General features: G+C 32.6%; 14 protein-coding genes. 3 read left to right on the top strand and 11 right to left on the bottom strand.

The genetic code is table 11. The features are described 5' to 3' along the window. Nucleotides 1-18: 18 nt before the first annotated feature. The 9 genes from SBL15_RS05720 to SBL15_RS05760 all read right to left on the bottom strand — a co-directional run bounded on the left by SBL15_RS05720 (nt 19) and on the right by SBL15_RS05760 (nt 9,416). Nucleotides 19-1,278, bottom strand: coding sequence for an aminoacyltransferase (locus SBL15_RS05720; protein ID WP_037537117.1), 1,260 nt, complete (start codon nt 1,276-1,278; stop codon nt 19-21). Between the two features lie 273 nt (nt 1,279-1,551). Further along, nucleotides 1,552-2,283, bottom strand: coding sequence for a tryptophan synthase subunit alpha (trpA, locus tag SBL15_RS05725; RefSeq protein WP_317955414.1), 732 nt, complete (start codon nt 2,281-2,283; stop codon nt 1,552-1,554). Then, the gene (gene trpB, locus SBL15_RS05730) at nt 2,276-3,487 is read right to left on the bottom strand and encodes a tryptophan synthase subunit beta (RefSeq protein WP_107612226.1); all 1,212 of its coding nucleotides are present in this window, start codon (nt 3,485-3,487) and stop codon (nt 2,276-2,278) included. The genes trpA and trpB overlap by 8 nt, the downstream gene beginning before the upstream one ends. 1 nt (nt 3,488) lies before the next feature. Continuing rightward, nucleotides 3,489-4,115: a phosphoribosylanthranilate isomerase gene (locus tag SBL15_RS05735; protein WP_107612227.1), complete on the bottom strand. Its 627-nt coding sequence runs from the start codon at nt 4,113-4,115 to the stop codon at nt 3,489-3,491. Then, nucleotides 4,112-4,894, bottom strand: coding sequence for an indole-3-glycerol phosphate synthase TrpC (gene trpC, locus SBL15_RS05740; protein WP_317955416.1), 783 nt, complete (start codon nt 4,892-4,894; stop codon nt 4,112-4,114). Before trpC ends, SBL15_RS05735 begins: the two co-directional genes overlap by 4 nt. Continuing rightward, complete coding sequence (trpD, locus tag SBL15_RS05745; RefSeq protein WP_107612229.1) at nt 4,878-5,894, bottom strand: anthranilate phosphoribosyltransferase; 1,017 nt, start codon at nt 5,892-5,894, stop codon at nt 4,878-4,880. The genes trpC and trpD overlap by 17 nt, the downstream gene beginning before the upstream one ends. Next, on the bottom strand, nt 5,869-6,468 hold the full coding sequence (locus SBL15_RS05750; RefSeq protein ID WP_107612230.1) for an anthranilate synthase component II: 600 nt from the start codon (nt 6,466-6,468) through the stop codon (nt 5,869-5,871). Before SBL15_RS05750 ends, trpD begins: the two co-directional genes overlap by 26 nt. Beyond that, nucleotides 6,465-7,874 (bottom strand): anthranilate synthase component I, encoded by a 1,410-nt coding sequence (locus tag SBL15_RS05755; RefSeq protein ID WP_107612231.1) that lies wholly within the window; start codon nt 7,872-7,874, stop codon nt 6,465-6,467. Before SBL15_RS05755 ends, SBL15_RS05750 begins: the two co-directional genes overlap by 4 nt. 504 nt (nt 7,875-8,378) lie before the next feature. Further along, nucleotides 8,379-9,416 carry a M42 family metallopeptidase gene (locus tag SBL15_RS05760; protein ID WP_107612232.1) on the bottom strand — a complete coding sequence of 346 codons (1,038 nt, stop codon included), beginning with the start codon at nt 9,414-9,416 and terminating at the stop codon, nt 8,379-8,381. A gap of 148 nt (nt 9,417-9,564) precedes the next feature. Here SBL15_RS05760 and SBL15_RS05765 point away from each other — a divergent pair, with 148 nt between their 5' ends. Further along, complete coding sequence (locus SBL15_RS05765; protein ID WP_107612233.1) at nt 9,565-10,656, top strand: prephenate dehydrogenase; 1,092 nt, start codon at nt 9,565-9,567, stop codon at nt 10,654-10,656. Nucleotides 10,657-10,729: 73 nt separating this feature from the next. Here SBL15_RS05765 and SBL15_RS05770 read toward each other — a convergent pair whose 3' ends face one another. Continuing rightward, the gene (locus SBL15_RS05770) at nt 10,730-11,992 is read right to left on the bottom strand and encodes a Y-family DNA polymerase (RefSeq protein WP_037537127.1); all 1,263 of its coding nucleotides are present in this window, start codon (nt 11,990-11,992) and stop codon (nt 10,730-10,732) included. A gap of 152 nt (nt 11,993-12,144) precedes the next feature. Between SBL15_RS05770 and SBL15_RS05775 the strand changes: the two genes are divergently transcribed. Continuing rightward, nucleotides 12,145-12,333 (top strand): 2-hydroxymuconate tautomerase, encoded by a 189-nt coding sequence (locus SBL15_RS05775; protein WP_011275837.1) that lies wholly within the window; start codon nt 12,145-12,147, stop codon nt 12,331-12,333. Nucleotides 12,334-12,421: 88 nt separating this feature from the next. Here SBL15_RS05775 and SBL15_RS05780 read toward each other — a convergent pair whose 3' ends face one another. Then, the gene (locus SBL15_RS05780) at nt 12,422-13,399 is read right to left on the bottom strand and encodes an LCP family protein (RefSeq protein ID WP_317955419.1); all 978 of its coding nucleotides are present in this window, start codon (nt 13,397-13,399) and stop codon (nt 12,422-12,424) included. Between the two features lie 146 nt (nt 13,400-13,545). On the opposite strand from SBL15_RS05780, the gene msrA reads away from it, so the two are divergent. Beyond that, complete coding sequence (msrA, locus tag SBL15_RS05785; RefSeq protein WP_011275839.1) at nt 13,546-14,052, top strand: peptide-methionine (S)-S-oxide reductase MsrA; 507 nt, start codon at nt 13,546-13,548, stop codon at nt 14,050-14,052. Nucleotides 14,053-14,112: the final 60 nt, after the last annotated feature.

Here is a 14,112-nt window from a genome sequence, read left to right on the forward strand (position 1 = left end):
CGTCTATTCCCCTCTTAATTAAATCTTTTTTTTAATCTTTTTGAGTGTCTTATACACTGAATACATAGGTTTGTTAATAGGTTTCACAAAGTCTCCAACATACTCAATTACGTCTGCATTGAAACCTTTTTTAAATTTAATTACTCCAACATCTTCAGCGTCTTCACTGAAATCACCGCTAATACCATAGAAATTGTATCTATCAATACCATGATCAATTGCATAGTTAATCATTGTCCATTGAACAGCATAACTGCCTGCAAAATGTCTATATTTATTAGAAGTTCCACCTGCATAATAAACGACTTCAAATGGATTAATAAAGAAGAAACCTGCTGAAATTGGTAATTCATTACCATGTTCGGCTTGTAATTTTTTAGCCTCGTCTAATTTTTGTTGATTGGCATCTAATTGTTTTTCAAGATTTTCTTTTTTATTAAATGCCTTTTTATTGTCTGGTCGTTTTTCAATATCTTTTAAAGCTTTATTAACATCTTTATTTAAAGTTTCACGTTCATTTTGTAATTCTTCGATGTACTCATCAAACTTAATATAAGCTAATGGTACAAGCACGCGATCTTTGAAATGTCTATAGCGATTATAATAGAAACTATCATCTCTATCTTGGAATTCTTTTGTTTCGGTTGTATCTTCCATAAATGAACGGAAGATTGGAAGTTCTTCTTCTGATAAGAACTTAACTTTTACACCATTTTTTTGAACTTTTTTAGTATTACGTTTACGTAGACTATCCATTCCATTTAATATATCTTTAGATGTTTTATTTTTTAAATCTAAAACAGAATGATATCGAATTTGTTTAATCGGATCAAAACCTTTTGTAAAGCCTTCGTGTTCAAATCCGAGATGCTTCATCTTATCAAAGAACCAATCATTACCAGCATTACCTGTAATTTCACCATCATGATTTAAATATTGGTATGGTAAATAAGGGTCAACTCGAACATAAAGACAATTATGCTGTTTTAAATACTTTGTTAACTCATTAAAGAAAAAGTGAACAAGCTCTCTATTATCATAATCAATTACAGGTCCTCGGTTAGAATAAAAGTACTTGAAAAATTTCATGACTGGTACTGCTGTCAACATGCAGGCTGCAATGACCTCATTATCTTTATTTTTTATACCAACTAAGTGAGTTTCTGTTTTATTTGCAACTTTCATCTCATAGTTTTCAGTCATTTGTGTGAAATGACTATATGGCATCTTATCTGTATAATTGCCAAACTCTGCAGCTGTTAAATTTGTAAACTTCATTATTTATTGCTCCTACTTCAAAGAATCTTTATCTACTTTTTAGTTCAAAATTTAAATTATAATTTTCAATAATATCTTTATCTTCAACCAAAAATTTATTTATCCAGTTTCATTAAGTATACAATAGATATTAACAAAACTAAAATACAAACCATTTATTAGATTGAAATATTTTGCAAAATAAATGAATAGAGATTAAGACATCAAATATCGTCTTAATCCCTAGTAAACTTCTTCTATACATTATTTATCCACCAAGGTACATCTTATTACCTAAAGCGTATCTAGCGTTTCTCTTACTTGTTTCAAATAGTGAATCGTATCCTCGTTATTATCTTGACAAAAGCGTTTTACAATTTCACTACCAATGACTACGCCGTCAGCAACAGTAGCTAAATCCTTTATATGGTCTTTAGTTCTAATGCCAAAACCTGCAACTACAGGTATATCCGTATATGCTTTTAGATGTTTTAATTTATCTTTTAATTGAGGATGAAACGTTCCATTTTTGCCTGTTGTTGCATTCATAGTTACAGTGTATATAAACCCTTCAGCATGCTTAACGATTTCTTTTATACGGTCATCATTTGCAGTCATTGATATGAGAGATATCATTTTAACATCAAATTCGGATATTTTATGCTTTAATTTTTGAGTTAATTCGTAAGGCAAATCCGGAATAATCACGCCGTAAACACCTACTTTTTCACATTCTTTAAAGAATGCTTCTTCACCATAAGAAACAATGATATTGAAATAAGTCATTAGTACATATTTGCAATTAATTTCATCTTTGTTTTTGGATAATTCATTAAAAATGTAATTAATGGTCACGCCTTGCTTGATAGCTCGGTTGCCTGCTTCCATTATTATGGGACCATCAGTTACTGGGTCAGAGAATGGTACACCAATTTCTATTATATCAGCACCATTCTCATCTAAGATTTTCATATTTTTAATAAATGACTTATTCCCCATAATGTATGGAATAAATAATTTAGTCATGTGATTCACCTCTTTTTTGCATATAGTGTCTAATTGTTTCCATATCCTTGTCACCGCGACCTGAAATAGTAACTACTAAAATTTCATCTTTATTCATTTTAGGTGCTAACTTTTCAACATAACTAAGTGCATGTGCACTTTCAATGGCAGGTATGATTCCTTCCATTTTGCTGAAGCGGATGAGCGCCTCCATTGCTTCTGTATCAGTGGCATGTTTATATTGCACACGTCCAATATCGTGATAATATGAATGTTCAGGACCTATACCTGGATAATCCAAACCTGCAGATATAGAGTGTGCTAATTCTACTTGTCCATATTCATCTTGAATTAAGTACATTTTTGAACCATGAAGTACGCCCGGACGTCCTTTTCCAATTGCAAGTGCGTGCTTAGCACTATCAATCCCTTGTCCCGCAGCCTCTACACCATATAACTTGACCTTATCTCTAATAAATGGGTAAAAAGTCCCTATTGCATTAGACCCTCCACCTATACATGCAACAACTGCATCTGGTAATCGACCAGTTTTTTGAAGTAATTGTTCTTTAATTTCTTGACCTATAACACTTTGAAAATCTCTGACCATCGTTGGAAAAGGATCAGGTCCTAATGCCGAACCTAGTAAATAGTGTGTATCTTCAACATGACTTACCCAATACTGTAATGCCTTGTTTACCGCATCAGAAAGTGTTCCTTGACCTTCATCCACTGCTTCGACTTTAGCTCCTAATAATTCCATACGAAATACATTAAGCTGTTGACGTTTGATATCTTCTCTTCCCATAAATACGTTTAATTCCATATCAAATAGCGCAGCTACTGTGGCACTTGCTACACCATGCTGACCCGCGCCCGTTTCAGCAACTAGTTTATTTTTGCCCATACGTTTTGCCAATAAAGCTTGCCCTATTGCATTATTAATTTTATGTGCGCCGGTATGATTCAAATCCTCACGTTTTAAATATATTTGAGCTCCACCCAACGCTTCACTATATGATTTTGCATAAGTCAATGGGGTTTCTCTACCTACATATTCTTTCAAATAATAAGTTAATTCATCTTGAAATGATTGATCTTGTTTAGCCTTGTTATACGCTTGTTTTAATTCAATAATTGCTGGCATTAATGTCTCTGGAACATATTGCCCACCATATTCTCCGAAAAAACCTAATTCATCTGCTTCAGTTTGTATATTATACATATTATAATTCTCCCTTCACTTGTTGTATCACAGTTAACATTTTATTTTTGTCTTTCATACCATCTGTTTCAATACCGCTTGAAATGTCATAACCTAAGTGATTCAACTTCAATGCTTCAATTTGTTTTATCTTATCAACGTCAATACCTCCAGCAATTAAAAACGGTATAGATTGATCTAAGCCCTTAAGCAATGTCCAATCAAAAGATTGTCCAGTCCCACCATATTGCTCTGATGGCGTATCTATAATAAATAAGTCAACATGCTCTTTGAATTGGTCGATATCATTTATTATATTTTGAGTAGCTGGTAAAGCTTTAATTATCTTAATATTCTTAAAATTTAAACGAAGTTGTTTGATAAAATCTATCGTCTCATCACCATGGAGTTGGATGGCATTAATATTAGTAGCATTAATAATTTTCTTTATTAATTGCAATGTTGGATTAACTAATACGACTACTCTATCTATTTCGTCTGGCAACAATCTAGTTAGTTTATTTATTTGTTCAATGTCCAAATGTCGTTTACTTTTGGGATAGTGTATAAATCCCACCATGTTTATATTGAGTGGTCGAATGCTTAATGCTTCTACTTTAGTTTTTATACCGCAAAATTTTAAAATCATTGTTTCACCTTTTTTAATTTAAGTGAGGGTATAAAATGTTCTAACTCATTACAATTCATTAAGGCTCCACCAACTAATAAGCCATCGATCCCACTTTTTACTATTTGCTTAACCTCTTGTTGTGAATGAATTCCACTTTCAGATATATATAAATAGTTCTCTTTCTTACACTTAAGTATTTGATTAGTATGTTTAACATCGGTGTTGAATGATTTTAAATCACGATTGTTTACCCCAATGATTTGTGGATTTAACTGATAGGCACGTTGTAACTCAATACCATCATGTACCTCTACTAACACTTCTAGTCCCTTAGAACTTGCATATTGATAGAGTTGTTGTAACTTTTCGTCGGTAAGAATATTTACAATGAGTAAAATAATTGAAGCACCTGCTTTTTGTGCAACATCAATTTGAAGCGGATCAATGATGAAATCTTTACATAAAACAGGTAATTGTGTTGTCTCTGATATTTGCTGTAATCTTTCAAAGCTACCACCGAAATATCGTTCGTCTGTTAATACGGAGATAGCATTTGCTCCATAACGTTTATAATCACTTACTTGTTTAAATATATTTGTTTGTTGAAAAGCTTTTACAGATGGACTCTTTGATTTAATTTCAGCAATTAATGCTAAATTGTAATTTTTAATTAAAGTATCCGTTAATCGTGATTTATTTTTATGTTTGACCTCTTTCAAATTTTGTAATTTATCATGATAATAGCCGTCTTTTAATAATTGCTCTTTATAATCCACTATTTCACTTAATATCGTCACAGATATCACCTCTCATTTTCATAAATTGTTCCATCGCTCGACCACTATCAATTAAGAACGTAGCTAAACTTATTCCAGATGCTATCGTATCTACCTTTTCAGAAACGTATAACGCAAGTGCAGCATTTAATAAAACAACATCTCTTCTACAAGTTTTATCATCTCCACTTAAAATATCTAATGTAATCATTTTGTTTTCTTTTGGACTGCCTCCTTGTAAATCTTGATTACTTGCAAGCTTCAAACCATAATCTTTAGCATTTATAAAATAATGCGTTATGTCTCCATTTTCATTTAATTCATAAACTTCATTGTCTCCTGAAAGCGTAGCTTCATCCATACCATTTGCTCCATGTAACACTATTGCCCTCCGTCGCCCTAAATCTTTCAATGTTTGTGCTATCATATACAATCGACTTGGGTCGTACACTCCTAACACTTGATAGGTCAATTTAAATGGATTGATAAGTGGCCCAACTATATTAAAGATGGTCGGTATAGAAATCATTTTTCTAACAGGTTGAATATATTTCATTATTGGATAAGACTCCATTGCGCTAATGAATGCCAATCCCTGTTCTTCAATTTGTAATGGGACTTCTGAAACTTTTGTCGTCTTTATTCCCAATTCATTTAACAAATCAGTACTTCCTGAATGGGATGTTATACTTCTGTTTCCGTGTTTAATGACTGGAATACCAGCGCTTGCTACTACAAAAGACACTGTTGTAGAAATATTGAAACTGTTCGACTTATCTCCTCCTGTACCGCATACACACATACTTCCTTCATATGTTGGTTGATTAGGATACATGGTTTGAATTAAGCTATTGACGACATAGGTTAATTCTTGTTGTTTAATTTCCTTTTCTGTAAATCGCGTTAATAAGTCGACCTTGTCTTCCACATCAATTTGAGGATTAGTTAGATAGGTTATGAATTGTGTTGTCTCTGATTGTGTTAAAGTTATGTCATTATCCAATTGTTTTAGTAATCCCATTCAAATTCACCCTTTCTTTTACAATACGAATGAAGTTCTTAATAATTTGTGAACCAAACTCAGTAGCAAATGATTCTGGATGATACTGTATACCGAAATGAAGATGTTGTTTGTCCTCGAAGGATTGTATTGAATCTGATGTTCTTCCAGTAATGATTAAATTCTTAGGGAAAGACTTCATCTCACTTACAAGTGAATGATATCTCATAATTTTGAATTGGTGCGGTATCATCAAATAGAGTTCTGACTCGTTTTTAACTTCAAGTGTATCTACCTTTCCATGCATGACTTTCTCTCCCTGAATAACTTTGCCACCGTAGTAGCACGTTAATGCTTGAGCACCTAAACAAATACCTAAAATTGGTAAAGTATGATATTTATCGATAATTTTTACCAATTCATCGCCATCTAAAGGATGACCAGGACCCGGAGAAATGATTACCCCATCAATTTTCTCTAAATAGTTCAATACATCTTTATCATCTGGATATTTAATAATCACTTCATCAATTTGACTAACTACATCAACCAAGTTATACGTAAACGAATCGTAATTATCTATAATTAATATCATGGTGTTACCTCCAATAAGCTTTTTGCTTTAAGTCGTGTTTCTTCAAGTTCCTTTTCAGGTATAGAATCGTACACAACACCACAGCCTGCCTCGACATTAACAGTGTCGTCATCAATCAACATGGTTCGTATTGCCAATGCAAAATCTAAATTTTGATTACAATTGATATAACCAACGCCACCGCTATAGACGCCTCTTTTATATGGATAGGATTCATATATGCGTTGAATAGCTCTTAGTTTAGGTGCTCCCGATACTGTCCCAGTTGGTAAAAGACTTGCTATGATCGTCATTGGAGATATATCTTTTCTAATTTTTCCTTTTACTTCACTAACGATATGCATGACATGTTCATATTTTTCAATCACCATTAGTTTTGATATCTCAGATGTCCCTGTAATACTCACCCTATGAATATCATTTCTACCTAAATCTACAAGCATGCTATGTTCGCTTATCTCTTTCTCATCTGTAATTAACTGGTGTGCATTACGTTCATCTATCTCTGGGGTAGTGCCACGTCTAATCGTTCCTGCAATTGGATTAGTTATCACTTCACCGTTGTGCACTGCTACAAAGCTTTCTGGTGAACTTCCAACTACAATCTCATTTTCCATGTTCATGTAATACATATATGGACTAGGGTTCTTACGTTTTAAATTTTGATAAAGCTGATAACTCAATTGGTTTTTATTTTTTCCGAAATGATGTTGGTAGCTATATATTCTAGAAGGTACAACTTGAAACATATCTCCTTCAGTAATCCGTTGTTTCATTTGAGTAACAATATCGATAAATTGTTTATCAGAAATATTTGCTTTTATCTCTGATCTCTTAGGCACCATTTTATTATTCTCTTGGTAAACTTTAATTTGAGACAATGCTTGAATTCTATGCTTCACTCTTAATTTTAATTCTACATTACTTGCTTTTGAAAATTGATTAGAAGCAATCACGTATAATTCATCCTTGTAATGATCAAATACAAATACATCCTCTATCATGTAGAAAGACACATCTGATATTGTTTTCATACTCTTAATAGCCACTCGTTTTAAAATTGGAAATTCTTGTCGCACTAAATCAAAACTACACGTTCCCATAAAGCCAGAAATAAATGGCAGTTGCTTTAATTTTTCATCATTTATGACACAATCAAATTGATTGATGAATGTTTTTAAATAATTATATGGCTCAGTAGTTATAACTTTATCTTCTTTCAAAGTCTTAATAATTAATTCATTATCGTTTAATTTGACGGTGCCATAATAATCGAATGCAACGATAGAGTATCTGCCTTTTAATTGTTGTTGACTTGCGCTTTCAAATATAATTTTACGTTCATTCAACTGTCCTAAAGCTTCAGGCGTTATGTGAGCTTTCAATACTTCATAATAAAATTCCATTTTCTCATCCCTTTCACTAAAAAAAACGTCAGCCTCCTTATGTAAAGGACGCTGACGCGCGGTACCACCTTAATTAACGCAATATTCCGAATAATCGGAATATTAAGCGTTCACTCAGTCTTATTGATTTGTCTTTCAGCATAAACCCAAATTCATGATAAGGGGTGTTGATTTGCATCTACCATCAACTTTCTGTCACTACCTTACTCACCACTACTTCAATTATGCCTATTTAATTGTACATAAAAACACCACAGCATACGCGCTTTACTCTATAAGGACGCGTTACCGTGGTGCCACCTTAGTTAACAATACTTTGTTCACTCATACTTTATTAAAATTTAAAATTCTAGACCCAATTCGATTAATATGTTGTGCCAATTTACATCACCCATTGGCTTTCTATTTGCTACAAATCATATTATCTACTTCATTCATAGAATTGTTTGATATTTCTTATAATTCAGTATAATACAAAACTCTATTTTATTTGTCAACAATCAATTATAAATTTATTGGCGATAAACAATATGCGTATAAAAGATTTTGAGTTGCATTAATAGACTCAATATGAGTTCTTTCAAGCGCGTGAGATGATTCAATACCAGCACCAAATAAACCATGACGAATGTCTGCACCTGCTTTTAGTGCTGCTGATGCATCAGAGCTATAATAAGGATAAATATCAACTTTATAAGGTATGTCATTAATTTTACATAAATTTATTAAATGTGATTTTAATTCTCTATGATAAGGACCTGATCCATCTTTAGCACAAATCGATACAGTATATTCATCTGAGGTTTGACCATCGCCTAGCGCTCCCATATCAAATGCAATAAACTCTACTATCTTATCCGATATTGATGCATTTGCACCATATCCTATTTCTTCGTTATTAGAAATATAAAACTGAGTCGTATGTGGTAATTGCGTTTCTTCTTGTTTAAGTTTCTCAAGCAGTTCTAGTATCATTGCTACACTTGCTTTATCATCTAAGTGTCTTGATTTAATAAATCCTGATGATGTAATTTCAGTTCTGGGATCAAAACTTACAAAATCTCCCACTTCAATCCCTAAATCTCTTGTCTCTTGATCAGACGTTGTTTTTTCATCGATACGAATTTCCATATGTTCGCCATCTCTAGGTATTTCATGATTATTTCTGTAAACATGGACACTTGTTTCATGCAAACAAATCGTTCCTGTATATACTTGTCCTGAATCAGTTTGTATCTCACAATACTCTCCTTCAATCGCGTTATATGTAAATCCACCTATTAAACTAATAGATAATCGACCATCTTCTTTAATTTCTTTGACCATCGCGCCTAGTGTATCTACATGGGCAGTAATGCATCTTTGTTGTTCATCATTTTCACCTTGTACTTCGATAATTAAGGCACCTTTATTTGTTGTCTTAGTATCATAACCTAACGCTTCAACCTTGTTCTTAACATAATTAATTGCTTCCGTAGCATTACCAGATGGGCTATTAATTTCTGTAAGTTCTTTTATTGTTTTCAATACTTTTTGCGTCATCATTATCTCCCCTTTTTTAAAATAATTATTGATAACATTTTATCGTATTTATAGAACTATCACTATTAATTCATTTTACTATTGTTTATCTGCACACTCTACCTTACAATGTACATATTCTGAAAATTTTGAAATAAGGTGATTCATCATGAAAAATATTTTATTTATAGGACTCGGTTTGATTGGTGGCAGTTTAGCAAGTAATTTAAAATATTATCAACCTAATCTAACAATATCAGCATTCGACGCTGATAAAGATCAACTTGAAAAAGCATTATCAATAGGAATAATTGATAAAAAAATTGAAGACTATAGTGAAGGCGTAAAAAATGCAGATATCATCATTTACGCTACCCCAGTACAACAAACTGAATTATACTTAAAAGAATTACCTAATTATCAAACACAATCTCATTTAATTGTAACTGATACTGGTAGCACTAAATCTAATATTCAAAGCTATGAAAAGTTTCTCTTAAACAACAACATTCATCTTGTAGGTGGCCATCCTATGGCTGGAAGTCATAAATCTGGTGTTCTTAATTCAAAAAAGCATTTATTCGAAAATGCTTATTACATTCTCGTTTATGATGATGCACGTAATGCTGAATCGGCTAAAAAGCTACAAACATTGTTATCAACTACATCTGCAAAATTTATAACAACATCGGCACAAGAGCACGATTATGTTACTGGAGTTGTGAGTCATATTCCACATATCATCGCTTCAAGCTTAGTTCATTTGAGTGAAACAAACTCAAAGAATCATACTCTAGTAACACAATTAGCAGCTGGTGGCTTTAGAGATGTCACACGTATAGCTAGTAGTAACGCAGATATGTGGAGAGATATTACGTTTAGCAATCAAGAAAATATATTACACCTATTAGAAATGTTGCAACAACAGTTAGATTCAATTTCATCCCATATTCGTTTAAATGATACTAACGAAGTCCATAATTTCTTTTCAAGTGCTAAAAAGTTTAGGGATCATCTGCCCGTTAAACAACAAGGTGCACTAAGTATTGCGTATGATCTCTATGTAGATATTCCAGATAAATCAGGTATGATTAGTCAAGTAACTTCTATTTTGAGTTTACATAATATTTCTATAAGTAACTTAAAAATCCTTGAAATTCGTGAAGATATTTTAGGTGCTTTGCAAATTAGCTTTAAAACTCCTGAAGATCGTGAACGAGGTATTAAGGCGCTCAGTGATTTTGAAACATACATTCTATAATAATGTCCTCCTAATACAATGAAGTGCGCTCGATTTCTTTTAAATGCTCATTTCATTGATAGGAGGATATATTTTACATTTTATGCCCTGCCATTAAGCCCAAGCGACCATGCTTTGTTCCAGCATCAGTGTAAGATATCGCTTTAGATACGATTCCCTTACCATATTTGTTTTGTAAGTAATCAATGGTTTTAGCTAGCTTTTCATCTCTTCTTCTTTCATATTCGTCTATAAATAAGTTAAGCTGGCGGTCTTCCTCATTAATAAGTTGAGTCAATGATACGCTCAATGTTCGATACAGTGCATTCTTATCACACAATTGATTCGCATAATAATTGACTACTTTATAGATGTCTCGTTCTAAGTTTGTCGCATCTGTTAGTGTATATTGCTTATGAACACCACCGCCTTCTGTATAACCAAATGAAAAGTGAATTGTTCTTGCCAGTTGTTTACGTGCTCTTATTCTACTAGCAACGTCTTCAATTAATTCTTGCATTACAATTTTCGACTCCTCAAACCGATAATCTCTCATCAGTATTTGGCTTTTACATATGGATGGATTAGTAACATTATATTTTTCTCTCAATTTACTTTGATCAATACCATTAGCATGTAAATGCATATCTATCCCTAATACACCAAAATCTCTTTTAAGAAATCTGTATGGATATTGAGCTAGATCTCCAACAGTTACAATCCCTTTCTTATTGAGCTTTGCTTCTGTTTTCTTGTTAATGCCCCAAAAATCACGTAATGGCGTAATTTTCCACATCTTTTGTGGGACATCATGATATCTCCATTCTGTAATACCATTGGATGTATGTTTTGCTTCAATATCCATCGCGACCTTACTTAATAACATGTTTGACCCTATACCAATAGTGCAGTATATCCCTGTTTTATCTTCTATTTCCTTTTGTAATCTTTCTGCAAATGATTGTACAGTAGAGTTAAATCGATGATAGCTATCAGTCACATCTAAAAAGAATTCATCTATACTGTATTGATGTAAATCTTCTCCCGGTACATATTTAAGCGCAATTTTAGAAATTGCTATTGAAACTTCTAAATATTTTCTCATGCTAGGATTGATAATATAAATATCATTACGATGCGGAATCTCGAATAATCTTGACCCTGTTTTGATACCAATTTCTTTTAATTTAGGTGTGGCTGCTAAAACAACCGATCCTTGTCTTTTAGTGTCTGCAACTACTGCTAACTTTGTTTCTAGAGGATCCAATCCCTTTTGGATACATGACACACTAGCAAAAAAACTCTTTTGATCGATACATAATATGTCTCTTTCTTCCAATAAATTATAATCATACATGCCAAGATACCTCCCTTATTCATTTTTATTATATACGAACACTTGTTCTATTTCAATAAAAATAAGAACTAATGTTCTCAAATTTCTTTTGGAGTACTGTCCTAAAACATGCTATACTATGGATGAAATTACTTATTCAAGGAGGAAATAATATGCCAATCATCAATGTTAAATTGTTAGAAGGACGCTCAGATGAACAATTAAAAAATTTAGTAACAGAAGTAACAAATGCAGTTGAAAAAACTACTGGAGCTAACAGAGAGGCAATTCATGTGATTATTGAAGAAATGCAAAAAAATCACTATGGCGTTGCAGGAGTTAGAAAATCAGACGCAGAATAAAACTTTGATTAGTTTACATAATAATATTATGGTATTTATTAAAAGCGTAAAAAAAGAGTGCACCCAATTGAGTGCACTCTTTTACGTTTTAGTTATTTAGAAATTCTTTGACAGCTTTTTTATTTTTCTCCTTATCAATCTCTAAGGCACTGCCATCGTTATTTGTATTAATATTCTGGTACGAATTATTAATTGGAACCGTAAGAGATTCTACGTTCTTATCTCCTCTTATACCGTAACTAATACCTGTTTGGAAGATAGCTGAATTTGGCATACTTGTATTAATATAGCCCCTTAATATACCAGCTACTTTAGGCAATTTCATTACTGAGCTAGGTGTAACTAACTCTTTTTTCAACGTCTGCATAACTTGTTGTTGACGTCTAACTCGCCCAAAATCTCCTTCCTCATCATGTCTAAATCTCGCATATCCAAGTAATTCTTTACCGTTTAAACGATGATGACCTTTTTTTAAAGATACGCCAATATTTTCAGACATATCTTTTTCTACGTCCATAGGAACGCCATTAGGTTCTAATTCATCAATCATCTTTTCAAAGCCCGTAAAATCAATGACTGCATAATATTCAGGATTAATACCTAAATTCTTATTTAAAGTCTTTCTAAGAAGTTCAGGTCCGCCAAGTGAATAGGCTGCATTAATTTTATAATTCTGATATCCAGGTATTTCCGCATAAATATCACGCATCACTGACATCATTTTCATTTTCTTATGAATATAATCATATTGAACTACCATGATGGAATCTGAACGCGACTTGCCACCGCTAGCTTTGTCAGCACCTAACACAAGTACAGAAATCTTACCGTCATTTTTTACTGGTCCATTAAACTTATGTACTTTGATATCTTTTGCATGTTTCTCAGCGTAATTAACACCACTACGATAACCATGGACAATATAGATAATAGCTGTGATTAGCAATATCAATATAATCAAAATGATAAAAGGTAATTTACGTAGTTTTTTCTTATTCCGTCGTTTAGAAGGTGTCTGTGCGTCTGCTTGTCGTCTGTATACTGTCTTATCCTTCTCTTCTGTCATATTTACCTACCTTACGTCTAGTAAAAATCTTCAAAATTGTATATCTATGTACTATAATTATATATAATTAAATTATAGAAGTTGCTTTAAAAAATCAAGTAATTTTTAAATAAATGGTACTAAGTTCCAATGAAAGGATGGCATAAATGAATATTAATACAGCATATTTTGCTGGTGGGTGTTTCTGGTGTATGACCAAACCTTTCGATCAATTCGATGGTATAGAAACAGTAACATCTGGCTATATGGGTGGTTCAACTCACAACCCTACTTATGAAGATGTGAAAAGTGGGACCACAGGACATTATGAAACTGTAAAAATTGAATATGATGTTGCATTGTTTTCTTATAATAAATTATTAGAAGTATTTTTCTCGGTTATTGATCCCATTGATGATGGTGGCCAGTTTCAAGATAGAGGTTCACAATATAGAACAGCTATATTCTACACGAATGAGGATCAAAAAAGACTTGCTGAGCAATACGTTCACCAACTCGAGCAAACAATTCATTCAGAAAAAGCAATAGCGACTAAAATATTACCCGCTTCAACTTTTTACAAAGCAGAAGAATATCATCAAGATTTTTACAAAAAGAACCCTGAGCGATATGCTCAAGAACAACAAGACCGAGCAAACTATAAATCCAATTAAAGTTTTAAATGATTAAAGGCACCCTTCAAAGTGATTATCACCCATTCACTTGTTGGATGC

The organism is Staphylococcus sp. NWU MKU2, from assembly GCF_033283605.1.
Lineage (GTDB): Bacteria > Bacillota > Bacilli > Staphylococcales > Staphylococcaceae > Staphylococcus > Staphylococcus haemolyticus.

Bases quoted from the DNA above. Each gene is read 5' to 3' on its own strand.
- SBL15_RS05750 (WP_107612230.1), bottom strand. From the start codon at position 6,468: ATGATATTAATTATAGATAATTACGATTCGTTTACGTATAACTTGGTT.
- SBL15_RS05775 (WP_011275837.1), top strand. From the start codon at position 12,145: ATGCCAATCATCAATGTTAAATTGTTAGAAGGACGCTCAGATGAACAA.
- msrA (WP_011275839.1), top strand. From the start codon at position 13,546: ATGAATATTAATACAGCATATTTTGCTGGTGGGTGTTTCTGGTGTATG.
- trpB (WP_107612226.1), bottom strand. From the start codon at position 3,487: ATGTATAATATACAAACTGAAGCAGATGAATTAGGTTTTTTCGGAGAA.
- SBL15_RS05770 (WP_037537127.1), bottom strand. From the start codon at position 11,992: ATGTATGATTATAATTTATTGGAAGAAAGAGACATATTATGTATCGAT.
- SBL15_RS05780 (WP_317955419.1), bottom strand. From the start codon at position 13,399: ATGACAGAAGAGAAGGATAAGACAGTATACAGACGACAAGCAGACGCA.
- trpD (WP_107612229.1), bottom strand. From the start codon at position 5,894: ATGGGATTACTAAAACAATTGGATAATGACATAACTTTAACACAATCA.
- SBL15_RS05735 (WP_107612227.1), bottom strand. From the start codon at position 4,115: ATGATTTTAAAATTTTGCGGTATAAAAACTAAAGTAGAAGCATTAAGC.
- SBL15_RS05760 (WP_107612232.1), bottom strand. From the start codon at position 9,416: ATGACGCAAAAAGTATTGAAAACAATAAAAGAACTTACAGAAATTAAT.
- trpA (WP_317955414.1), bottom strand. From the start codon at position 2,283: ATGACTAAATTATTTATTCCATACATTATGGGGAATAAGTCATTTATT.
- SBL15_RS05755 (WP_107612231.1), bottom strand. From the start codon at position 7,874: ATGGAATTTTATTATGAAGTATTGAAAGCTCACATAACGCCTGAAGCT.
- SBL15_RS05720 (WP_037537117.1), bottom strand. From the start codon at position 1,278: ATGAAGTTTACAAATTTAACAGCTGCAGAGTTTGGCAATTATACAGAT.
- SBL15_RS05765 (WP_107612233.1), top strand. From the start codon at position 9,565: ATGAAAAATATTTTATTTATAGGACTCGGTTTGATTGGTGGCAGTTTA.